A 22,457-nucleotide genomic window follows, 5' to 3' on the forward strand; every position below is an offset into this window, starting at 1 on the left:
CTATCTCTGCACACGCACCGGCGCCGTCGCCGCAACCAGCCATGGGCGTGCATCGCTGTTAACGTGCGGCGAAAGCACCTCCCGTACCTGCTGGTGATACGCATCCAGCCACTGGATATCCTTTTCGCTGAGTAGATGCAGCTCCACCTGGCTCAGGTCGATGGGGGCCAGGGTCAGGGACGCAAAGCGACAGAAGCCCGGCTGGCTCTCCACAATCTCCACCTGATTTTCAATGCGGATCCCATACTCATCGGCCAGATAGTAGCCAGGCTCGATGGTGATGATATTGCCTGCCACCAGCGGCCACGGGTTGACCTTCTTCGCGATACGTTGCGGGTTCTCATGGATCAGCAGCTGGTGGCCCACGCCGTGCCCCGTGCCATGATCAAAATCGAGCCCCAGCTCCCACAGCCCGCGTCGGGCGAAGGCGTCAATCTGATGCCCGCAGGTGCTGGACGGGAACTGCAGGGAGATAAGCGATAAAAAGCCTTTCAGCACTGCGGTGTAGTGCAGACGACACTGGGCGCTCAGGGGGCCGAAGGCCAGGGTACGCGTGGCGTCGGTGGTGCCGTTATGGTACTGACCGCCGGAATCGTTCAGATAAAAATGGGCGCGGGTAATGGCCGCATTGGTCTGCTCGCTGGAGTGGTAATGGCACATCGCCGCATTGCTGGCCGAGGCGGAAATGGTGGCAAAACTCTGCTCGATAAAGCCCGGTCGCTGCTGGCGGAACACCAGCTGCTGCGCCTGCGCTTCCAGCTCGGTGAGCGGATTACCCGCAGCCTCCCGGCGGGGCACCTCGTGCGCCAGCCAGGCAAGGAAGTTAACCCACGCCACGCCATCCTGCTGATGGCTGTCACGGTAGCCCGCCAGCTCGGTCGGGTTTTTATGCGCTTTCATGGCGGTGATCGGGTCGGCGTGCCAGAGGATCTCACCCTGCGGCTCAACGGCAAAGCGTAGGGCGACAGGCGCAGAATCGGCATCCACCATCACCCGCTTCCCGGCGCATAGCTGCTGGCTGCGAGGCAGAAAATCGGCTTCAGAGGCCAGCGTCAGGCTCTCCAGTAGGGATGCGGAAAGTTCCTGCGTTTTCTCAGGGGTGACAAACCACTCCACCGCGCCCTCGCGGCTCAACAGAGCAAATGAGTTCGGCACCGGGCTCATGGGAATATCGCTCCCGCGCACGTTCAGCAGCCAGGCAATGTTGTCCGGCTGGGTGATAGCCAGATAATCGGCATTACGCTCTGCCAGGAGTGCAGCGACGCGCTGGCGCTTATCGGCGCTGCTTTCACCGCTGATCTCAACCGGCATCTCGCGGATCGCGCCCACGGGCGGGGCCGGGCGATCCTGCCACAGGCTGTCGAACGGCGAATCATTCAGGGCGACAAGTTCGCAATGGCTGGCGTTCAGCGCCTCGTACTGAGCGTTGGTCATCAGCAGGGCTTCAAAGGCAATCCGGGAGCCCGCCCCGACATGCCGATCCAGCCAGTCCGCCAGCAGATCGTTGTGCAGATGAAGGATCTCAATCTCCGCAAGGTCCACCTGTTCACGGGCCTGCACCTGATAGCGTCCGTCAACAAACAGCAGAGCGCGATCGCGCAGGATCAGGGCGTGGCCCGCTGAGCCATCAAAGCCGGTCAGCCAGGCGAGAACGTCGTCATGTGGGTGGCAGTACTCGCTCTGAAAGGCATCGGTACGCGGAACGATGATGCCGTCCAGCGCCTGGGTTTCCAGCCACTGGCGCAGGGCAGAGAGCGGTGATGTGGTTTGCATAACTTTCCTTTTTTATGATTAGCGGAACGGCGGCTCGTTGAAGGTACGCAGCTTGCGCGAGTGCAGCTTATCCCCCTCGGCACGCAGCAGGTCGATAGCGCGAATGCCAATCTGCAGGTGCTCGGAGATCGCCCCCTCGTAAAAACGGTTCGCCTGACCCGGGAGCTTAATTTCGCCGTGCAGCGGCTTATCGGAGACGCAGAGCAGGGTGCCGTAAGGGACGCGGAAGCGATAACCCTGGGCGGCGATAGTAGCGCTCTCCATATCGATAGCCACCGCGCGGCTTAAGTTGAAGCGCAGCGCCGACGCCGAGTAGCGCAGCTCCCAGTTACGATCGTCGGTGGTGACCACCGTCCCGGTACGCAGACGCTGTTTAACCTCTTCGCCCGGCATGCCGCTCACCTCTTTGGTGGCGTCGTACAGCGCCCGCTGCACTTCGGCAATGCTCGGGATCGGAATGTCCGGCGGCAGCACCGCATCCAGGACGTGATCGTCGCGCAGGTAAGCGTGGGCCAGCACGTAATCGCCAATCAGCTGGCTCTCACGCAGCCCGCCGCAGTGGCCAATCATCAGCCAGACGTCCGGACGCAGGACCGCGAGGTGATCGCAGATGGTTTTGGCGTTCGACGGGCCCACCCCGATGTTGATCAGAGTGATGCCCTGGCCGTCGGCGGTGACCAGGTGCCAGGCCGGCATCTGATGCTTCTTCCACGCCAGATCGGAGATGGCCTGCTCCGGGGCTTCGGTTTCGGCAGTGATCCAGATCCCGCCCGCGCAGGAGAGGGCGATGTACGGGCTGTCCGGATCGAGGATCTGGCTGCAACCCCAGCGCACAAACTCATCCACATAGCGGGTGTAGTTGGTGAACAGTACGAACGGCTGGAAATGTTCCGCTGGGGTGCCGGTGTAGTGACGCAGGCGCGCCAGCGAAAAATCAACCCGGCGGGCGTCAAAGTGCGACAGCGGGGAAAACTCCGCCGGATGGTAGATCCCGTCGGCGGTCTCATCCCCAATCTGCGACAGTTCGGTGGTCGGGAAGTGGCGCTTCAGGCCCGCGCTCATGGAGCGGTCCAGCGTCAGTTCGGAACCGTCGATAACATACGGATAGGGGATCTCATGCCGCGACGGCTCGACGGTGATGTGGGCGCCGTAATCCTGATACAGCAGCGTCAGTTGCTCTTCCAGATACGGGCGAAACAGCGTCGGCCGGGTAATGGTAGTGGAGTAGCAGCCAGCGTGGGTAAAGCGCGCATAGGCGCGGGTCTTCGGCGTATTGGTGGCGCTACCATCCCAGGTCACGGAAAGCGAAGGATAAACAAAGAGGCCATTCATTCTGGCCTCTGCATCCGGGAGCGTTCCGTCTTTAATATACTCGCTGATGGCGCTGCGTAAGGCGTTGACCGCCTGGTCGTACAGCGCATCCAGCGTTTCCAGTGCCTGAGCCGGGGTCAGGCTGGAGCCCTTATTATTCATCTCTGTCTCCTTGTTCCACAGGTGTACGGCGTTCACCGATAGTATGTCACCTGGATGTGAAACTAAAGTATCAGGATGAAGCCGGTTTCATCAGTAGAGCCGTGGCGGCAGAAAGCAAACATCCGGCCAGCAGATAGATGGCCACGCTGTGCCAGTCCCCGCCGGAGAAGGTCACCAGCGCAGCGGCAATAAACGGCGTAAACCCGCCGCCCACCACGCTCGCCACCTGATAGCCCACACCCGCGCCGCTGTAACGGTAGCTCGCGCCAAACATTTCGGTAAACATCGGCTGCTGGACGCACACCACCATGTCATGGGCGATATTCGCCAGCAGGATAGCGAACACCACAATCCAGAACACCGACTGGGCTTCAAGCGCCATAAAGAACGGGAAGGTGCTAAGGGCCCCGGTTAGCGCACCGGTGATATAGACCCGACGGCGACCAAAGCGGTCTGCCAGCCACGCAAAGCAGGGAATGGTCAGGCAGCTGATACCGCCCACCAGCAGGCCAATATTGAGAAACAGCTCGCGGGGCAGGCCGAGGTTCTGGGTGGAGTAACTCAGGGCAAAAGCCGTGACGATGTACATCGTCAGCAGTTCGCACAGGCGCAGGGCGATGATTTTCAGAAACGCCCCCGGATGGCGGATCAACGCATCCATCACCGGCAGACGGCGCTTCTCAGCGGGTTGCTGACGCTGCTGCTCGAATTCGGCGGACTCGTCCATCCCTTTGCGCACCCACAGGGCCGCCAGCACCAGCACGATGCTGAACAGGAATGGGATTCGCCAGCCCCAGCTCAGGAACTGCTCGTCGGTGGTAAGCGTGCTGATCAGCGAGACCAGCCCGGTGGAGAGCAGCAGGCCAACGCCATAACCCACCTGGACGCCGCTGCTGTAGAAGGCTTTTTTACGCGCCGGGGCGCTCTCTACCGACAGTAGCGCCGCGCCTCCCCATTCGCCGCCGACGGCGAAGCCCTGAACGGCGCGCAGGGTGACCAGCAGCACCGGTGCCCACCAGCCAATCGCGGTAAAGGAGGGCAGAATACCAATCAGCGCGGTGGCGATGCCCATCATCCACACCGTCAGCATCAGCATCCGCTTGCGGCCCAGCTTGTCGCCAAAGTGACCGAAGATCACCCCGCCGAGTGGGCGGAACAGAAAGCCAACGCCAAAGGTGGCAAAGGCGGCGAGCGTGCCCATCGCCGGGCTTATCTGCGGAAAAAATTCGTGGTTAAAGACCAGCGCGGCGGTAATGCCGTACAGCAGAAAATCGTACCAGTCGACAACCGCACCGGCAAAACTGCCGAGGGCCGCGCGGCGCGCGCGATGAAGCGATGGTGCTGTCCCATAGGGGGACGGGGATGCGAGGGTGGTGTCCATAGTGGTCCTGTCTGACGTTATTTTCTTATAGGTATAGGGAGAAGATCACTCACATTGCGGCCGCCTGAAAATAGCGACGGGTATGAGACTACCCCGACAGCAGGCAGGTGAAAACGTTTTTATCCTGGCGTGAGCTAAACGGGTGATATTTATCGACATGATGCGTGGTTATCTGGCGATAAACGCAGCAACAAGGCTATGCTTATCTGATACGTGGAGCGACAGAGGAAGGGAATGATGCGCCGTAGTACTATTTTGGGCTGTTTTGCCGCATTACTGGTCAGTCAGAGTGCGCTGGCGGTGAGTTACCCGTTGCCGCCGGAAGGAAGTCGTCTGGTGGGGAGCCCCCAGGTGATCACCGTTCCGGCTGACAACAGGCTGCCGCTCGAGGCCTTTGCGGCGCAGTACGGGCAGGGGCTGAGCAATATGCTGGAGGCCAACCCGGGAGCCGATCCGTTTTTACCTAAATCTGGCTCGCAGCTGGTGGTGCCCCAGCAGATCATCTTACCGCCGACGGTGCGGGAGGGGATCGTAGTGAACGTGGCGGAAATGCGCCTGTACTACTACCCAAAAGAGGGGAACACCGTGGAGATCTTCCCTATTGGCATTGGTGAAGCCGGACGGGAGACGCCGCGTAATTGGGTGACCGCTGTCGAGCGCAAGCAGGACGGGCCAACCTGGTCACCAACGCCAAACACCCGTCGCGCCTACGCCAAAGAGGGCAAAACCCTGCCTGCGTTTGTTCCCGCTGGTCCGGACAACCCGATGGGGCTGTATGCCCTCTATATTGGCAGGCTGTACGCCATTCACGGCACCAATTCGAACTTTGGCATCGGGCTGCGCGTTAGCCAGGGCTGTATTCGTCTGCGTAACGACGATATTAAGTACCTGTTCGATAATGTCCCGGTGGGGACGCGGGTGCAGCTGATCGATCAGCCGGTAAAAGTCACCACCGAGCCGGACGGCAGCCGCTGGGTGGAAGTCCACGAACCGCTGTCGCGTAATCGCGCGGAGTTTGAATCCACCAATAAAGTGCCGCTGCCAATGACGCCTGCGTTACGCGCGCAGCTCAACGGGGCGGAGGTGGATGCCGTGCGGGTGAGCGGGGCGCTGGAGCGTCGGTCGGGGATGCCGGTGAATATCGGGTTCGGAGTGCAAAGCACGCCGCTGGTGATGACCTCCAGCCAATAAGCCAGACAGTTAAAGCAAAAAGCCCGCTTAAGTTTCCTTAAGCGGGCTTCTTAAATGTGGCTCCTCTGACTGGACTCGAACCAGTGACATACGGATTAACAGTCCGCCGTTCTACCGACTGAACTACAGAGGAATCGTGTGAACGGGGCGAATATTAGCGGCGTCTCCTGCACTTGTCAAAGGGTGATCCCACCTGTGTGAATCGTTTGCTGACAAAATCAGCAAAGTGGCGGTTTCAGCAACGGATTGCACGTTTTTGGTGCGCATATACCCCGAATGGGGCAGATCATAAACCGCTGTTTCATGTTTAAAAGCGTGGGCAATGATTAGATTTCCTTATTTTCCGCCGCTTAGCGGACTTATCGGACCTCTTTTAAAAACTGGCAAGCATCTTGCAAAACCCTCAGTACATTCGCGCCGGAACCGGCAACGCATTTCGTACAGGGGGCAAAATGAACTTAAGACGACTGAAATACTTCGTAAAAATCGTCGATATCGGTAGCCTGACCCAGGCCGCTGAAGTGTTGCATATCGCACAGCCGGCACTGAGCCAGCAGGTGGCCACTCTGGAAGGTGAGCTGGATCAACAGCTGTTGATCCGCACGAAACGCGGCGTAACGCCAACCGAAGCGGGCAAGATCCTCTACACCCACGCCCGTACTATTCTGCGCCAGTGCGAACAGGCCCAGTTGGCGGTGGGTAATGTTGGACAGACGCTGAGCGGCCAGGTGTCAATCGGCCTGGCGCCGGGCACGGCGGCCTCGTCAGTCACCATGCCGCTGCTACAGGCGGTGCGCGCGGAGCTGCCAGAAGTACTGGTCTATCTCCACGAGAACAGCGGTTCGGCGCTCAATGATAAATTGCTCGGCGGACAACTGGATATGGCGGTGCTTTACGATCGCTCTCCCGTGGCGGGCATCACCAGCCAGCCGCTGCTGAAAGAAGATCTCTTCCTGGTGGGAACGCGCGACTGTCCGGGACAGAGCGTGGATTTAACCGCGGTAGCCGAGATGAATCTGTTCTTACCTCGCGACTACAGCGCCGTGCGTTTGCGCGTCGATGAGGCTTTCTCCCTGCGTCGTCTGACGGCCAAAATCATTGGCGAGATCGACTCTATCTCCACGCTGACCGCCGCCATTGCCAGCGGAATGGGCGTAACGGTACTGCCAGAATCGGCAGCCCGCTCGCTCTCCAGCGCCGCCAACGGCTGGATGGCACGAATTTCCTCGCCGTCAATGAGCCTGCCGCTGTCGCTGAACGTCTCGGCGCGCGGCGCACTCACACCGCAGGCACAGGCGGTGAAGGAGATCCTGATGTCGCTGGTGAGCCGTCCATCGCTGGAGAATCGCGAGCTGCAGCTGGTCAGCTGATATTCCATAAAGGTATAAGTTGCGGGTTTTTATTATTTGTTCTCACGACGGGCACGCTCTAACAATAGCGCTATGTCAGATCCGCCGGAGTGAACCGTGAATTTCCAGCAACTTAAAATCATCCGTGAGGCGGCCCGTCGGGATTACAACCTGACCGAGGTCGCCAACATGCTCTATACCTCCCAGTCGGGCGTCAGCCGCCATATTCGCGAGCTGGAGGAGGAGCTGGGTATTGAGATCTTCATTCGTCGCGGCAAGCGCCTGCTGGGTATGACTGAGCCCGGCAAGGCGCTGTTAACCATCGCTGAGCGCATTCTGAATGAAGCCAGCAACGTGCGCCGCCTGGCCGATCTCTTTACCAACGATGCCTCCGGCGTATTGACCATCGCCACAACCCATACTCAGGCCCGATACAGCCTGCCGCCGGTGATCAAGGCCTTCCGTGAGCTGTTCCCTGACGTACGTCTGGAGCTGATCCAGGGCACGCCGCAGGAGATAGAAGTCCTGCTGCAAAACGGCGGGGCGGATATCGGTATCGCCAGCGAGCGCTTAAGCAACGACCCGCTGCTGGCCGCATTCCCGTGGTTCCGCTGGCATCACAGTCTGCTGCTGCCGGTCGACCACCCGCTGACCCAGGTCTCTCCGTTGACTCTGGACGCTATCGCCAAATGGCCGCTGATTACCTACCGTCAGGGCATTACCGGGCGCTCGCGTATTGACGAGGCCTTTAACCGCAAAGGTCTGACCCCGGATGTAGTGCTCAGCGCTCAGGATTCTGATGTAATCCGCACCTACGTCGAACTGGGATTGGGCATTGGGCTGGTGGCGGAACAGTCCGGCGGCGAGCTCGAGCAGGGTAACCTGATGCGTCTCGATACCCGTCACCTGTTTGATGCCAACACCGTCTGGCTCGGGCTTAAGCGCGGCCAGCTGCAGCGCAACTATGTCTGGCGCTTTATCGAACTCTGCAACGCGGGACTCTCGGTGGATGAGATCAAACGCCAGGTCATGGAGTCCGAAGAAGTGGCCATTGACTATCAGATATAGCCCAACCGACCCCGCATCGCGGGGTTTTTTCTACCCCGGTTCCGACGGTGAACGCAGTTACATTGCATGATGAAGTTTCTTGCGAAGTCTCGTCCAGTTTCCCTCAGCCACACTTTCTTCCTCCCGTAAAAAAGATAATTTCTATATAGTCTTTAACCTATATAGATTTTAACCTATATTATCAGGGAGGACGTGTGTGGAAGATTGAAACGACGAACCGGACAGGGACCATCCTTTGTGCGGGTAACAAAGCCGGGAACGAAAAACGCTTCTATGAGGAGATGATCCCGCTGGCGGATCGTGAATTAACGGCTTATCTGAACAATAAAGAAGGAAAGGAGTGAGGTATGGGCAGAACGCTGGAACAGCTGCTTGCTGAGGAAAAACCTGAAGTAGTAGAGGCCGCCAAAGCTATAGCGGAGGAGATGCTCCTTAACATCCATCTGGCCGAACTGCGTGAGAAAGTGAACAAAACGCAGAACGAAATGGCCCAGGCGCTGGGCTTAAAGCAGCCGACGGTGGCGGGGATGGAAAAGGCCGGGCGTGACATCAAGCTTTCCACCCTAAAACGCTATGTTGAAGCGGCTGGAGGCAAACTGCGCGTCGAGGTCGATCTACCGGATGGCTCCCATTACGGCTTTGCGCTTTAAAATGGGTTTGATCAATAAGAATGCAAAAAGCCCGCTTAAGTTTCCTTAAGCGGGCTTCTTAAATATGGCTCCTCTGACTGGACTCGAACCAGTGACATACGGATTAACAGTCCGCCGTTCTACCGACTGAACTACAGAGGAATCGTGTGAACGAGGCGCATGTTAATGGCCCCGCCATTTTGTGTCAACACTAAATTCAACGCGCTGATTCAATTGATTAATTAAGCCTCAGAGTGCTGGTTTAGTGTACTTGCGCTGCGGGATCGCCGCTCTGGCCGTCATTTTCACGTAACCGTTGCAGCGGGTCCTGCTGGTAAAACTGGCAAAAACGCTGCCACAGTGCCGGGAAGCGGGGGGCAAAAAGCTCGGGCGCGCTGAAGAAATATTCCGATAACACTGCAAAGCACTCGGCCGGATCGGTGGCGGCGTAGGCATCAATACTGGCTGCGCTTTCGCCCACCAGATCGATCTCATCCTGAATATTGTTCATCGCGGCGTGCAGATCGTGTTCCCAGCCAGCCACTTCACGCAGCGGGATAAAAGGAACGCCGCTGGCGCGATCGCCATTGCGGGTGTCCAGCTTGTGCGCCACTTCATGAATGATAAGGTTAAAACCGGATGCGTCGAACGAGTCCTGAATGTCCAGCCAGTTGAGGATAATTGGCCCTTGCTGCCAGCTTTGGCCAGACTGCACCATCCGCTGACTGTGCACCAGCCCGATATCGTCCTCCCATTCGTCGTCAACCACAAACGGCGCCGGGTAGATCAGCACTTCATGGAAACCATCCAGCCACTCGATACCCAATTCCAGTACCGGCAGGCAAAAGAGCAGGGCGATGCGGGTACTCTTACGATCGTCGAGATCAAAACCCTGGAGCGGGACCAGACGTTTTTGCTGTAAGAATCGCATGGCAAGCTGCACCAGACGCGATTTATCCTCATCCGATAAAGTGGACAGGACGGGGATCGCCAGCGCCTCTTCCCACGGCAATGCCGCGCTTCGGGCGGATTCATTCGATTTCCAGGGCCACTTAATCATCGCTTTGCTCGCAAACTCGTCACTTGAACAAAATTGAACGGTTATGGTCTGTTAAAATGCCAAATTACGCGGCATCATGGCAACCATCAAAACGGAGAGATGCCGGAGCGGCTGAACGGACCGGTCTCGAAAACCGGAGTAGGGGCAACTCTACCGGGGGTTCAAATCCCCCTCTCTCCGCCACACTATCTCTTCAGTCAGTCTTTCCGCTAGCTTTCTCGTCAGACATCCTGTGCGCCGGGTACATTATCATTCCAGTTAAGGGAAGTAACAGCCCTTTACCGCTGCAAAACAATATATGTGAAGTAAATCAGGATGTTTACCCGAAGCGGTTGTATTGCGGGCGTTACTCCTGATGGCAATATTGTCTGAGCAGGGCGACCTGCTCGGGACGCAGACGGTAGCGATACACGGGCCGACCGGTGGCACCATAGTGAATACTGGTGTGCAGAATATTTATCTGAGCCAGCCAAATCAGATACTTGCGACAGGAAACCCGGGAGATATTAACAGCGTGCGCCAGATCGTCGGTCGAAAACTCGGTTCCGGGATGCGCATCAATCCACAGGCACAGCGTGCGCAGCGTCTGCGGGGTCAGCCCTTTTGGCAGACGTCGGCTGTCCGCCAGCCCTGGCGCGCCGCCGCGCAACAGCCGATCGACATCGGCCTGGTCATGGTACTGCTGCGACGCCATCAGGACTTTTTTCTCGCGCCAGCCGTTTAACGCCTCTTCGAAGCGCGGAAACTGAAACGGTTTGATCAGATAATCCACCACGCCATAGTGCATGGCGGTCTGAATGGTGGCGGCATCGGACGCTGAAGTGATCATAATGACATCGGTGTTGCGCCCCGATGCCCGGATAACCGGCAGCAGGCTTAGCCCATTTTCGCGCTGCATGTAGACATCCAGCAGGATCAGGTCGACCTGCCGGGCACGGGCGTTCAGCACCGCCCCGGCCTCCGCCAGCGTAGTTGCCACGCCGCAGCAGCAAAAGCCGTCCACCCGGTTAACGTACTGGCGGTTGAGATCGGCCACCATGGCATCATCATCGACAATCAAAACATGTATCACGCGCTTTTCCTTTCACTGTCCCAGGGAAGCTGAACAAAAAACTGGGTAAACACGCCCGGTTCAGATTCGACGGCGATCTCCCCGCCCAGGTTTTCAATATGCTGACGGGCGAGAAACAGCCCCACACCTCGGTTTTCCCCTTTGGTGGAAAACCCTTTGTTAAAAATGGCCTGCAGATGGTCGGGGGCAATGCCCGGCCCATCGTCACTGACCTCTGCGCTGAGCCAGCCCTGTTGATAGTGCAGCAGCAGGCCGATCTCCCCCTCGGGCTGCGCAGCCATCGCATCCAGCGCATTCTCGATCAGATTACCGAGTACGGTGATCAGCCCCGCCACCTGCTGTTCATTCGGGTTATCCGGCACCTGACTGGCATCGGAAAGCGTCAGGCTAAACCCCAGCTCTCTGGCGCGGTTGATTTTGCCCAGCAGAAACCCCGCCACCACAGGCGATTTTACGTTGCGCTGCAGCGTGCCGACATCCATCTGCCAGGCATTGGCGGTCATCAGGACGTACTCTTCCAGTTTGGCATAGTGCTTCATATGCAGCAGGCCGAGGATCACATGCAGCTTGTTCATAAACTCATGGGAGTGGCTGCGCAGCACATCCAGATAGCTCACCATAACGTCCAGTCGCTGTAGCAGCTGGCTGATCTCGGTCTTATCGCGGAAGGTGGTGATGGCGCCCATCAGCTGATTATCGCTTTTGACGGGCAGGGTGTTGCAGAGCAATAGCCGACCGTGGCAGTTGATCTCCTGATCCTGACGCGGCAGCCCGGTATGCAATACCTCACGTAGGTTCGCCAGTAGCGGCGTCTCGTGCAGGGCATGGCTGCTGGCGCTGGCATTCAGGATCTGCCGGGCGGCATGGTTGATCATCGTCACACGCCCCTGCTGATCCACCGCGATCACCCCCTCGCGCAAGGACTGCAGCATCGCCTGACGCTGTTCCAGCAGGGCGGAAATCTGATACGGCTCGAGGCCAAACAGCACGCGTTTCAGCATCCGCACCAGGCCCCATGCGCCGAGCGCACCCAGCAGGGCGCTGAACAGAACCAGCCAGATGGCATCCCAGCGGTTGCGGGCGATCTGCTGTTCGACTTTATTCAGCGAGATCCCCACCGCCACCACCCCGATCTGCTGATGCTGAGCGTCATAAACCGGGGTAAACACCCGCAGCGCCTCGTCGAGCACCCCGTGGTTGACGGCGACGTTCTCTTTGTCTTCCAGCGCAGGCTGAAGATCCTCCCCAATGAAGGTTTTGCCGAGCAGGGCACCGTTAGGATGTGAATAGCGGATCCCCCGCATGTCGGTGACGACGGCAAACAGCAGGTTATTACGCTGCATCACTGCCAGGGCCACAGGTTGAATAATGTTGCTGTCCGGAGGCAAGGATAAGCCGCGGATCACCTCCGGGCTGTCGGCCAGGGTTCTGGCAACCGCCAGGGCGGTATCCCGCACGCCATCCCGCGTGGCACGGGTAATTTGCGCAAAATAGAGCACAAAAATCACCAGCAGGATCGCGCCCGTTACGCTGTAGACCATCAGCGTGACCAGGGTGTTCAGTTTCATTGGGCGCTTGTGCGTAGGAGGAAGGGGCGGCAAATCGCGCATTGAAACTCCAGGAGATGCAGAAAGCGGGCATTATGGCTGATGGCGCTAATTTGTTAAAGCTATGTAAATCTGGTGGCGGGCAAAAAGCAAAAAGCCCGCTGCGTAGCGGGCTTAACAGAGGCTTGCCAGAAAATCAGAACTGGTAAACGATACCCAGCGCGAACTGGTCGTCAGAGTGACCGCCGGCTCGGGCTGCGTCGTCTTCATCCAGCAGGTTAAATTTGTATGCGGTGTAGACGTTCATGTTCTTGTTGAAGTAGTACCAGGTACCCAGTTCAACATAGTTCACGAGGTCGGCGTTAAATCCGCCACGACCGTTGCGTTCACCCAGATCTTTGCCTGTGGAATAGACGTAGCCCAGAGAAGGACGCAGGCCGAAGTCAAACTGGTACTGCACCACGGCTTCGACGTTCTGGGTTTTGTTGGCAAATCCGACATCGCCACCCGCCCAGGTCATGTTGCGGGTTTCACCGTACATCACCGCAGCGTAAAGGTTGTTGGCATCATACTTCGCTGCCAGAGACCAGACTTCAGCGGTATCGCCATAGCCGTCAGCAGACTGTTTGTTGGTGCGGTCAGACTTGCCATAGACACCCACGAAGCCAAAGCCATCGAAGTTGTAGGCCAGCGAGGTGCTGTAACCGTCGCCATTAGCTGTTTTCACCTGGTTTTCGTGGTTTTTACCCTGATACTGCAGCGCAAAATCCAGGCCTTCAACCGCACCGAAGAAGTCCGTGTTGCGATAAGTCGCCACGCCGGTAGTACGGCCGGTCATAAAGTTGTCGGTGTGAACCCAGGAGTCGCCACCCCATTCCACCAGCATATCGGTATATGCACCGGCATCGTAGGCCACGCCGTAGTTACGGCCATAGTCAAATGAACCGTAGTCACCGAACTTCAGGCCAGCGAACGCCAGACGGGTGCTCTCATCCTGCTCGCCTTCCGGGGCGCTGGCGGTCATGTTGTACTCAAACTGGCCAAAACCGGTCAGGTCGTCGCTAATTTGTGTTTCGCCTTTGATGCCGAAACGGGCGTAGGAGGTATCAACGTTTTCACTGTTGCTATCGTCGGTTTTGTCCCAGATATGCTCGCCGACCATCTTTCCGTACAGATCGAATTTATTGCCGTCCTTGTTGTAGATTTCAGCCGCGTTTACTGCGCCAGCGCTTAACAAAACAGGGACGAGAACTGCCAGAACTTTTCTTTTCATTATATATTCCCTTCAAAGTATTTTCTTAATGAATATACGTAACCCTCTCCGGATTACGGGTTCAATACTATTTCAGGGCGGGATTTTACTGTTTAAAAATAAATGTAACCAAATCATTTAGACTATTTCAAAATATTAATAATGATTTCATTATATGTGATATTTATGGTTGCTGAATTTGTATATTTATTATCTATTAATATATATATCAGTAACTTATTGAAGTTAAGGTTTCATTGGTTGTATTTATGCTTTTGCGATAAGGAGACGGCAAAAAAAAGCCCGATAACAGTATCGGGCTAAGGATTAGGGGGAATTTGAGAGTTATTAATGGTGTAACGATAAAAAAAGCATATAACGTCGTTATCATTGCACAGTTCTTCGTTTGAGCAAATGTCTTGTCCAGGATAAAAACAGTGTAATAAATCCTTCCCGTCCCTCTCGCCATGTCCGCTTAGAATATTTTTCAGTCAAATAAATACGAGCGAATGATAAATGTGCTAAATATAATCTTGCGGAAGATGACCCTAACGCAAACTGGCGGCAGAAAATCTGCCCCAGAGGGGTGCGTTCGATCGAAAAATGTGATTTATTTCACGGTTTGGATTGGCGATGTGAATGCGACGGCTATACTGTCGCGAAAAGGAAAGGACAATAACATGGAACAAAAACACAATCGCAGCCTTGGAGGCAAACTGGCCCTGTGGGTATTTTACGCCTTTTGCGGCTATTTCATCTGGGCGATGGCCCGCTATCTGTGGATCGTCAGTAAAGTCACCTCGGTATCGGGGCCGCTCATTGAGGACGATCTCGGCTCGACGTCGGGCAAATGGCTCAGCGCCCTGTGCGGTTTTCTGCTGTTAAGCGCGGTGGGATCGATCCTTGGGGCCATTGCCTGGTACACCCGGCCGCGTGATGTGTCAGAAGAGTAAATAATTGCTATTGTACGGCTTTTCACTTTTTGGAAAGCACTATGGAACTCGTGCAATGGCAGCAACGTTTTGAAAGCTGGCTGAAGGCGCATCATGCCACCGATGATACCGCCCATGATATCTCGCATTTCCGTCGGGTCTGGAACACCTCACAGCGGCTGATGAAAGATCGGGCGGTTGATGCGCTGGTCATCCTGACGGCCTGCTATTTTCACGATATCGTCAGCCTGCCAAAAAATCATCCGCAGCGGGGCCGCTCGTCGCAGCTGGCCGCCGCGAGAACCACCGCCATCCTGCGCGAAGACTTTGCCGATTTCCCTGCCCATCACTATGCCGCTATCCAGCATGCCATCGAGGCGCACAGCTTCAGCGCGGGCATTACGCCGCTTACCGAGGAAGCGAAAATTGTTCAGGATGCCGATCGGCTGGAAGCCCTCGGTGCGATTGGCCTTGCACGCGTCTTTGCCGTGTCCGGCGCGCTGGGGGTACCGCTCTTCGACCCGGAAGATCCCTTTGCCGATGCGCGTGAGCTGAACGACCGGGCGTTTGCGCTGGACCATTTCCAGACCAAACTGCTGCGCCTGCCTGAAACGATGCAGACCGCCGCCGGACGACAGCTGGCACGCCAGGGTGCCGATGTGTTGATTCAGTTTATGGCCCGGCTCAGTGCCGAGCTATGCGGTGATTACGAGGGTATAGACGCCGCAGTGCTGCAGCGTTTCCGCGACAGTCTGTGATGCCTTTATGTGTTACTCTCTCCTCAGTCCCTTTTGGCCCGGTTAAATCTATGCAGGAAAATGTATCAGTGATGGAGTCCGCGCTTGTGCTGGCAGAGAAATCAACGGCTTCAGTTCAGGCGTTATTAAGCCAGCTCCTGGAAATTTACGATGCCAGAACGCTGGCTCATCTTCTGAAGACTCAGGGCGACAGTCACTGGAGCCCGGCGATCCTCAAGCGTCTGGTGACCAGCGAGCGGGCAGGCCATCGCCTCAGCGACGGTGAATATAGCCTGCTGCAAAACCTGCTCCCGCGTCCTCCGGCCTGTCATCCTCACTATGCTTTCCGCTTTGTCGATCTGTTTGCCGGGATCGGCGGCATCCGCCATGGTTTTGAGGCGATCGGCGGCCAGTGCGTGTTTACCAGCGAGTGGAACAAACATGCGGTGCGCACCTACAAGGCCAACTGGTATTGCGATCCGGATGCACACCAGTTTAACGATGACATCCGCGAAGTCACCCTCAGCCACCAGAGCGGCGTCACGGACGACGAGGCAGCGCAGCACATTCGCAACGCCATTCCGGAGCATGACGTGCTGCTGGCGGGCTTCCCGTGTCAGCCGTTTTCGCTGGCCGGGGTATCAAAGAAGAATGCCCTGGGCCGCGCGCACGGTTTTGCCTGCGACACGCAGGGAACGCTGTTCTTCGACGTGGCGCGCATTATTGACGCTCGTCGCCCGGCGATCTTCGTCCTTGAGAACGTGAAGAACCTGAAGAGCCACGACGGAGGTAAAACCTTCCGCATCATCATGCAGACCCTCGACGACCTGGGATATGACGTAGCGGATGCCGCGGAGAGCGGGCCTGACGATCCGAAGATTATCGATGGTAAACACTTCCTGCCCCAGCACCGCGAGCGCATTGTGCTGGTGGGTTTTCGTCGCGATCTCAACCTGCGGGGCAACTTCACGCTGCGCGATCTCCCGGGGTTGTGGCCGGCACGCCGACCCACCATTGCCGATCTGCTCGAACCCGTGGTGGACGCAAAATTCATTCTCACCCCGGTGCTGTGGAAATATCTGTATCGCTATGCGCAGAAGCATCAGGCGAAGGGCAACGGGTTTGGTTTCGGTATGGTCGATCCCACCAACCCGAACAGCGTTGCCCGTACTCTCTCGGCGCGCTATTACAAAGACGGGGCCGAGATCCTCATTGACCGGGGCTGGGATAAAGCCCTCGGTGAGCGGGATTTCGACGATCCGCAAAACCAGCGCCACCGTCCTCGCCGCCTGACGCCGCGCGAGTGCGCCCGTCTGATGGGCTTTGAAACCCCCCAGGGCTACCAGTTCCGCATCCCGGTGTCTGACACCCAGGCTTACCGTCAGTTTGGTAACTCGGTGGTAGTCCCGGCGTTTGCCGCCGTCGCCCGACTGCTGGAGTCGCGTATTCTGCAGGCGGTAGCGCAACGCAAGGCTGAGACTGTCGATGGCGGACGTTCATAATAAGGCCACCCGCAGTAAAAACATGCGCGCCATCGGCACGCGGGATACGGCCATCGAAAAACGGCTGGCTGGCCTGCTGACGGAGGTCGGTTTTGCGTTCCGCGTGCAGGACGCCAGCCTTGCCGGGCGGCCTGATTTTGTGATTGATAGCCACCAGTGCGTCATCTTTACCCACGGCTGTTTCTGGCATCGCCACGACTGCTATCTGTTTAAGGTCCCGGCGACCCGCACCGACTTCTGGCTGGACAAGATTGGCAAAAACGTTGTTCGCGATAACCGCGATATTGCCTTGCTTCAGCAGCAGGGCTGGCGGGTACTGGTTGTGTGGGAGTGCGCGCTGCGCGGCAGGTTAAAGCTGGACGACAGGGCGCTCACGGAGCGGCTGGAGGAGTGGATCTGCGGCGGTGGAGAGACCGCGCAGATCGACACTCAGGGCATTCGCCCGCTTAAGGTTTCTCCGCCTGACACGGCGTAACCACCGGTTTGGCCGGTAACAGATACTTGCCTAACGTCACCAGCACCACCGCCATAATGATGATCCCCAGCGCCATCCACTCAACCGGGGAAAGCGATTCCCCGCCAAGACCCGTACCCAGCAGCACGGCCACCACCGGATTCACATAGGCATAGCTGGTGGCGACTGCCGGAGAGACATTGCGGATCAGGAACATATAGGCATTAATCGCAATCACCGAGCCGAAAATAGCCAGATAACCCACCGCCAGGAAGCCGGACAGGTCGGGCAGGGCGGTCAGCTTTTCGCCAGAGATCATTGACGCCACCAGCAGCACGATCCCGGCGGTGACCATCTCAATCGCCCCGGCCATCATTCCGGTGGGTAATTCGATGCGTGAGCCGTACACCGAGCCAAACGCCCAGCTCATCGACCCGATCAGGATCAGCACCGCGCCCCACGGATTACCGCTCAGATTACCGCCGCTGTTAAGAAGAATAATGCCCGCCATCCCGATGGCGATCCCCAGCCACTCCAGCTTGCGCGTTTTAATGCCAAACAGGCGGCTAAAGCAGAGGGTAAACAGGGGAACGGTCGCGACCACCACCGCCGCGATCCCCGAAGGAACATTCTGGTGTTCCGCCACGGTGACAAAGCCATTTCCGACCGCCAGCAACAGGACGCCGATCAGGGCGGCATTGAGCAGCGGGCGCAGCGGCGGCAACCTGTGACCGCGCAGGAATAAAAACGCCAGTAGCAGGACACCCGCAGAGAGGAAGCGCACGCCCGCCATCATCAGAGGCGGCCAGCTCTCCACGCCGATGCGGATCACGAAGTAGGTGGACCCCCAGATGATATAGAGCGCAAACAGCGCGCCCGCTAATGGTAAGACTTGCCTGAAACGCATACTCCCTCACAATGCAATAATTTGGTCGCATAGAGTTAACGTGAAAACTATCACGCTGGCGAGTTCTTTAATTGTGGTGATTCTGAATTATTTGTTGACTTAAACGGGAAAGTTTCGGGGTTGCGGGTTTTACTCCATACTGTTCAGGTTATTAACAAAAAAGAAGGAACGTAATTTTGGCGGGAAGTAGCTTATTAACACTGCTGGATGATATTGCCACCTTGCTGGACGATATTTCGCTGATGGGAAAACTGGCGGCCAAGAAGACCGCGGGCGTGCTGGGAGACGATCTCTCTCTCAATGCCCAGCAGGTCTCGGGCGTGCGCGCCAATCGGGAGTTGCCGGTGGTCTGGGCCGTGGCGAAGGGGTCATTGCTCAATAAAGTGATCCTCGTGCCGCTGGCGTTGCTGATCAGCGCCTTTATACCCTGGGCCATCACGCCGCTGTTGATGGTAGGCGGGGCGTTTCTCTGCTTTGAAGGGGCAGAGAAAATATTGCATTCGCTCGAATCACGTAAGAATAAAGGAAAGGAGAGTCCGGAGGCGCGGCAACAGCGTCTGGAAGCGCTGGCCTCGCAGGATCCCGTCACCTTTGAGAAGGATAAGATAAAGGGTGCGATCCGCACTGACTTTATCCTGTCGGCTGAAATTGTGGCCATCACCCTGGGTATTGTGGCGGATGCGCCGCTGCTGAACCAGGTGTTGGTGCTGTCCGGGATTGCCATTGTGGTCACAATCGGGGTCTATGGCCTGGTGGGAGTCATCGTTAAACTCGACGACGTCGGCTACTGGCTGAGTGATAAAACCAGCGCCCTGGCGAAGATGTTCGGTAAAGCCCTGCTGGTGATTGCCCCCTGGCTGATGAAGTCCCTGTCGGTGATTGGTACCCTGGCCATGTTCCTGGTCGGCGGCGGGATCGTGGTGCATGGCATCGCGCCGCTGCATCATGCCATTGAACACTTTGCCGAAGGACAAGCTGCTGTTATTGCAACCGTTTTACCTACCTTACTGAATCTGGTAATCGGGTTGATCATTGGTCTTATCGTGGTCGCTGTAGTAAAATTCGTCGGAAAAATGCGAGGTAGTTCACATTAATAGCTTGTGGCTATACCAGGCATAACTGTTATTTGTCGACTAAATTGATACAGTTTCACACTGATAAAGGAGGCGGTTATGGTCTTTCTGGTCAGCGATGAAGTTAAGCCAAAAAACGGCGGTCCACGAATGGTCGTTACCGGCTATGCAAGCGGAATGGTGGAGTGTCGCTGGTACGACGGTTACGGCATCAAGCAGGAAGCGTTTCGTGAAGATGAGCTTCAGCATGGTGACGGCATCCGGCGACAGGACAAGGCTTGAGTCACGCTACGCCCGGCAATGCCGGGCGTTTTTGTGCGCTATAATCGCTAACAGACAGTAATATTACCGTCCCCGCACATGCGGATGGCGCAGGTGGCTTTCAGGGAGTGTGTGTGCAGCCCGACGATATTGTAAGAAAAGAGGTTTTTGCGGCACCTCATCGTTTTCATCCGGGCCGGGTTGTCAATATCTGCTTCATTACCGTCCTTATCTTCTCCACGCTGCTGACCTGGCGCGAGGCTGTGGTGCTTGAAGACGCCTATGCTGCTACGCAGCACACGCATCTCGAGAACGTGGTCAACTCACTGGATCGCCAGCTGCAGTTCAGCGTGGAAAAACTGCTCTTCTTTCGCAACGGCATGCAGGATGCCCTTGAAACCCCGCTGGCCTCTACGGTGTTGCATGATACCGTCTCCCGCGTTAGCGACCTGCGGACAAAATCCTTCTGGCAACTCACCTTCGACGAGCGGCGCACCTTACCCTTAAATGGCGTTTCCGATGCCTTTGTCGAGCAGACCAACAGCCTGATACGCGACGACGAACGGCTCGAACAGGAGATGAGTGCCGCCTTCGAAATGGGCTATTTGCTGCGTATTAATGCCCCTCCTGCGCACGCAAAGCGCATCGTTTACGTCTCCCGGGCGGGGTTTTACATCTCTACCGAACCCAACAATGGGGAGCGGGACATAACCACCCGTTACTATCAGCTGGCGATCACCCCGTGGTTCACCCGTCAATCGGATCGCGATAATCGCGCCCGCAGCGTGCGCTGGTTTACGCAGGCGGCTGAACGCGATCGCATCGTTACGGTCAGCGTCCCGGTCGACTATCAGCGTTACTGGTACGGCGTGCTGGCGATTGATTTTACCCTCCCGGGAATCAAGAAGCTGCTGCAGGATGCGGTAGACGGTAATGGGGAAGGGGAGTTCCAGCTCTATGACAACAGCTTTACGCTGCTCGCCACGTCGGAGAGCGTCGCCAGAAACGCCAGCCAGTTTGATGAGCGCGAACGCGCGCAGATTGCCAGCGCCATGGAGAAGGATACCGAAGGGGAGATCCGGCTGGGGAGTCGGTACGTTAACTGGCAGCATCTGGACCACTTCGACGGGGTCCTGCTGCGCATCCACACCTTCAGGGAAGGGGCGCAAGGCGACTTTGGCAGCATTACCATTGCCCTGACGCTGCTCTGGCTGCTGTTCACCGGGATGCTGGTGGTCTCGTGGTTCGTCATCCGCCGGATGGTCAGCAATATGTACCGGCTGCAACACTCGCTCCAGTGGCAGGCCTGGCACGATCCCCTCACGCGAATCAACAACCGCGGCGCACTGTTTGAGCGGGCAAAAGCGCTGGCGAAGCGATGCGAGCAACAGCAGCAGCCTTTCTCGGTGATGCAGATGGATCTCGACCATTTTAAAAACATCAACGACAGATACGGCCACCAGGCGGGCGATAAGGTACTGACCCATGCGGCCAGGTTAATCACCAGCACGATACGGGAGGCCGATGTCGCCGGGCGCGTGGGCGGGGAAGAGTTTTGCGTGGTCCTGCCAGGAGCCGGGCCTGAGGAGGCGATGCAGATTGCCGAGCGGATACGGGCGCGGATTAACGGCCGCGAAATTCTGGTGAAAAAGAGCCAGACGGCACGCATCAGCGTGTCGATCGGCGTCAGCAGCGCCCGGGAAAACGGTAATTATGACTTTGAACAGTTGCAGTCCATCGCTGACGCCCATCTCTATCAGGCGAAGCAGCGAGGACGCAATCAGGTCGTTGGTCAGGAAGAGAAGAAGTGATCCAGCCCTTCACGCCAGCCCGCAGGGCCGGGCTGTTGGGTATGGTAAACCCGCTGCGGGTCATCGTTTTTCAGCTGTATGCCCTGGCGGTTAATGCCTTTGATCACTACCGCCAGGTCCACGCTGTCCAGCAGCGGGGCGTCGTTTGGCCCGTCCCCCAGCCCTAAGGTGGTGGGCAGCATGCCGTCGCGCTGCAGGTACTGCTCGTTGAGCCAGCTGATGGCCTGGTCTTTACCGCCCCGGGCGTCAAGGATATGCCAGAAGCGCGCGCCCTGAACAAACTTCAGCCCCAGCGCCTCCAGGGCCGTTTCAAAAGCCGCCATTTCCTCGTCGCTGTCACGCCAGATCAGCGTAACCGAGGCTTCGTGCAGCCGCGCCAGGGCCGCTCTTTCGCGACTAAGGCCTGTCCACTCGCTAATCACCCGCTCGTCCACCTCATCGAAGGTGGTGAACTTGTATCCCGCGTCGGTACGCAGCTGGTTAATCACCTGGACAATATCGGCATGGGGAACCCCGCTGATCAGCCGTGGGCCGTCAGGATGATCGTTCCAGCGCACATCCAGCTGAATCACCGCGCCGTTCTCCGCAATAAAGGGCAGACCGTCCAGGCCGAGATCGCGCTGGATCGCCTGCATCTCCGCCGCGGTTTTGCTGCTACAGAGAACGATCGGGATTTGATGGTCCTGTAAAGTCTCCAGCCAGCCAGCGGCGGGTTGCCAGTCGTAGGTGTGAATGTCCAGCAGCGTGCCATCCAGATCGCTATAGATGAGCAGCGGCTCCTCAAGTGAAGGCATAGCATCTCCCGTAACGGATAAAGGTCGTTTATAGGAATTTTCTTAAAAAAATGGCATGGCAATAGTTCCACTTATGGAACCGATCCCGTTGAGGCCGCGTCCCAGGCCCATTGGCAATCATATCTAAAAATTTAATTTCGTGAGGTAACTATACATGTGAAAAATATATCCTTGTCTTGCAAAAATTTTGC

Annotated in this window: 20 protein-coding genes, 3 tRNA genes and 1 pseudogene; 13 read left to right on the forward strand and 11 right to left on the reverse strand. The window is 57.2% G+C overall.

The window, feature by feature from the left end; all coding sequences use genetic code 11:
• From LG383_RS04965 to shiA, 3 genes are all read right to left on the reverse strand, one after another.
• The gene (locus LG383_RS04965; protein ID WP_225758476.1) at positions 1-1,773 is read right to left on the reverse strand and encodes an aminopeptidase P family protein; all 1,773 of its coding nucleotides are present in this window, start codon (positions 1,771-1,773) and stop codon (positions 1-3) included.
• An 18-nt stretch (positions 1,774-1,791) separates the two neighbouring features.
• Entirely contained in the window at positions 1,792-3,246 is a 1,455-nt protein-coding gene (locus tag LG383_RS04970) for an AMP nucleosidase (RefSeq protein WP_225758477.1), read from the reverse strand.
• A 70-nt stretch (positions 3,247-3,316) separates the two neighbouring features.
• Positions 3,317-4,627 (reverse strand): shikimate transporter, encoded by a 1,311-nt coding sequence (gene shiA, locus LG383_RS04975; RefSeq protein ID WP_225758478.1) that lies wholly within the window; start codon positions 4,625-4,627, stop codon positions 3,317-3,319.
• 234 nt (positions 4,628-4,861) lie between these two features.
• On the opposite strand from shiA, the gene ldtA reads away from it, so the two are divergent.
• Complete coding sequence (gene ldtA, locus LG383_RS04980; RefSeq protein WP_225758479.1) at positions 4,862-5,818, forward strand: L,D-transpeptidase; 957 nt, start codon at positions 4,862-4,864, stop codon at positions 5,816-5,818.
• 57 nt (positions 5,819-5,875) lie between these two features.
• On the opposite strand, the gene LG383_RS04985 is transcribed toward ldtA, so the two are convergent.
• Positions 5,876-5,951 (reverse strand) — tRNA-Asn (locus LG383_RS04985).
• 319 nt (positions 5,952-6,270) lie between these two features.
• On the opposite strand from LG383_RS04985, the gene nac reads away from it, so the two are divergent.
• The 4 genes and pseudogenes from nac (at position 6,271) to LG383_RS05005 (ending at position 8,885) form a co-directional block, all read left to right on the forward strand.
• A complete protein-coding gene (nac, locus tag LG383_RS04990) occupies positions 6,271-7,188 on the forward strand; it encodes a nitrogen assimilation transcriptional regulator NAC (protein ID WP_106993448.1) in 918 nt (305 codons plus the stop codon).
• A gap of 96 nt (positions 7,189-7,284) precedes the next feature.
• The gene (gene cbl, locus LG383_RS04995) at positions 7,285-8,235 is read left to right on the forward strand and encodes an HTH-type transcriptional regulator Cbl (RefSeq protein ID WP_225758480.1); all 951 of its coding nucleotides are present in this window, start codon (positions 7,285-7,287) and stop codon (positions 8,233-8,235) included.
• A gap of 218 nt (positions 8,236-8,453) precedes the next feature.
• Positions 8,454-8,579: pseudogene (locus LG383_RS05000) on the forward strand (diaminopimelate decarboxylase); the annotation flags it as partial.
• A gap of 3 nt (positions 8,580-8,582) precedes the next feature.
• Positions 8,583-8,885, forward strand: a complete 303-nt coding sequence (locus tag LG383_RS05005; protein WP_106993446.1) for a helix-turn-helix domain-containing protein — start codon at positions 8,583-8,585, stop codon at positions 8,883-8,885.
• Positions 8,886-8,950: 65 nt separating this feature from the next.
• Here LG383_RS05005 and LG383_RS05010 read toward each other — a convergent pair.
• Together LG383_RS05010 and mtfA are read right to left on the reverse strand one after the other, a co-directional pair.
• Positions 8,951-9,026, reverse strand: a tRNA-Asn gene (locus LG383_RS05010).
• A gap of 100 nt (positions 9,027-9,126) precedes the next feature.
• Positions 9,127-9,924, reverse strand: coding sequence for a DgsA anti-repressor MtfA (gene mtfA / locus LG383_RS05015; RefSeq protein WP_106993445.1), 798 nt, complete (start codon positions 9,922-9,924; stop codon positions 9,127-9,129).
• A 93-nt stretch (positions 9,925-10,017) separates the two neighbouring features.
• On the opposite strand from mtfA, the gene LG383_RS05020 reads away from it, so the two are divergent.
• A tRNA-Ser gene (locus tag LG383_RS05020) sits at positions 10,018-10,107 on the forward strand.
• Positions 10,108-10,270: 163 nt separating this feature from the next.
• Here the strand turns inward: LG383_RS05020 and dcuR are convergent.
• The 3 genes from dcuR to LG383_RS05035 form a co-directional block, all read right to left on the reverse strand.
• A complete protein-coding gene (dcuR, locus tag LG383_RS05025; RefSeq protein WP_225758481.1) occupies positions 10,271-10,996 on the reverse strand; it encodes a two-component system response regulator DcuR in 726 nt (241 codons plus the stop codon).
• The gene (locus tag LG383_RS05030; RefSeq protein WP_225758482.1) at positions 10,993-12,606 is read right to left on the reverse strand and encodes a sensor histidine kinase; all 1,614 of its coding nucleotides are present in this window, start codon (positions 12,604-12,606) and stop codon (positions 10,993-10,995) included. The genes dcuR and LG383_RS05030 overlap by 4 nt, the downstream gene beginning before the upstream one ends.
• A gap of 133 nt (positions 12,607-12,739) precedes the next feature.
• Complete coding sequence (locus tag LG383_RS05035; RefSeq protein ID WP_225758483.1) at positions 12,740-13,816, reverse strand: porin; 1,077 nt, start codon at positions 13,814-13,816, stop codon at positions 12,740-12,742.
• A gap of 659 nt (positions 13,817-14,475) precedes the next feature.
• Between LG383_RS05035 and drpB the strand changes: the two genes are divergently transcribed.
• From drpB to LG383_RS05055, 4 genes are read left to right on the forward strand one after another with little or no spacing between them, the layout of a single operon-like run.
• Positions 14,476-14,748 carry a cell division protein DrpB gene (gene drpB / locus LG383_RS05040; RefSeq protein WP_106993441.1) on the forward strand — a complete coding sequence of 91 codons (273 nt, stop codon included), beginning with the start codon at positions 14,476-14,478 and terminating at the stop codon, positions 14,746-14,748.
• A gap of 41 nt (positions 14,749-14,789) precedes the next feature.
• Positions 14,790-15,485 carry a phosphohydrolase gene (locus tag LG383_RS05045; protein WP_225758484.1) on the forward strand — a complete coding sequence of 232 codons (696 nt, stop codon included), beginning with the start codon at positions 14,790-14,792 and terminating at the stop codon, positions 15,483-15,485.
• 50 nt (positions 15,486-15,535) lie between these two features.
• Entirely contained in the window at positions 15,536-16,966 is a 1,431-nt protein-coding gene (locus LG383_RS05050; RefSeq protein WP_166182897.1) for a DNA cytosine methyltransferase, read from the forward strand.
• Positions 16,950-17,441 (forward strand): very short patch repair endonuclease, encoded by a 492-nt coding sequence (locus LG383_RS05055; protein ID WP_106993438.1) that lies wholly within the window; start codon positions 16,950-16,952, stop codon positions 17,439-17,441. The genes LG383_RS05050 and LG383_RS05055 overlap by 17 nt, the downstream gene beginning before the upstream one ends.
• Here LG383_RS05055 and yedA read toward each other — a convergent pair.
• Entirely contained in the window at positions 17,413-18,327 is a 915-nt protein-coding gene (gene yedA / locus LG383_RS05060; RefSeq protein WP_106993437.1) for a drug/metabolite exporter YedA, read from the reverse strand. The two genes, LG383_RS05055 and yedA, sit on opposite strands and share 29 nt — an antisense overlap.
• A 176-nt stretch (positions 18,328-18,503) precedes the next feature.
• Here yedA and LG383_RS05065 point away from each other — a divergent pair, with 176 nt between their 5' ends.
• From LG383_RS05065 to dgcQ, 3 genes are all read left to right on the forward strand, one after another.
• The gene (locus tag LG383_RS05065) at positions 18,504-19,421 is read left to right on the forward strand and encodes a DUF808 domain-containing protein (protein ID WP_225758485.1); all 918 of its coding nucleotides are present in this window, start codon (positions 18,504-18,506) and stop codon (positions 19,419-19,421) included.
• Between the two features lie 78 nt (positions 19,422-19,499).
• Positions 19,500-19,682: a YodC family protein gene (locus LG383_RS05070; protein WP_166182893.1), complete on the forward strand. Its 183-nt coding sequence runs from the start codon at positions 19,500-19,502 to the stop codon at positions 19,680-19,682.
• A 113-nt stretch (positions 19,683-19,795) separates the two neighbouring features.
• On the forward strand, positions 19,796-21,472 hold the full coding sequence (gene dgcQ, locus LG383_RS05075; RefSeq protein ID WP_225758486.1) for a cellulose biosynthesis regulator diguanylate cyclase DgcQ: 1,677 nt from the start codon (positions 19,796-19,798) through the stop codon (positions 21,470-21,472).
• On the opposite strand, the gene LG383_RS05080 is transcribed toward dgcQ, so the two are convergent.
• Entirely contained in the window at positions 21,454-22,266 is an 813-nt protein-coding gene (locus tag LG383_RS05080) for a mannosyl-3-phosphoglycerate phosphatase-related protein (protein ID WP_225758487.1), read from the reverse strand. The two genes, dgcQ and LG383_RS05080, sit on opposite strands and share 19 nt — an antisense overlap.
• Positions 22,267-22,457: the final 191 nt, after the last annotated feature.

The sequence above is a fragment of the Leclercia sp. Marseille-Q4284 genome, assembly GCF_916618945.1.
Classification (GTDB): Bacteria; Pseudomonadota; Gammaproteobacteria; order Enterobacterales; family Enterobacteriaceae; genus Enterobacter; species Enterobacter tamurae.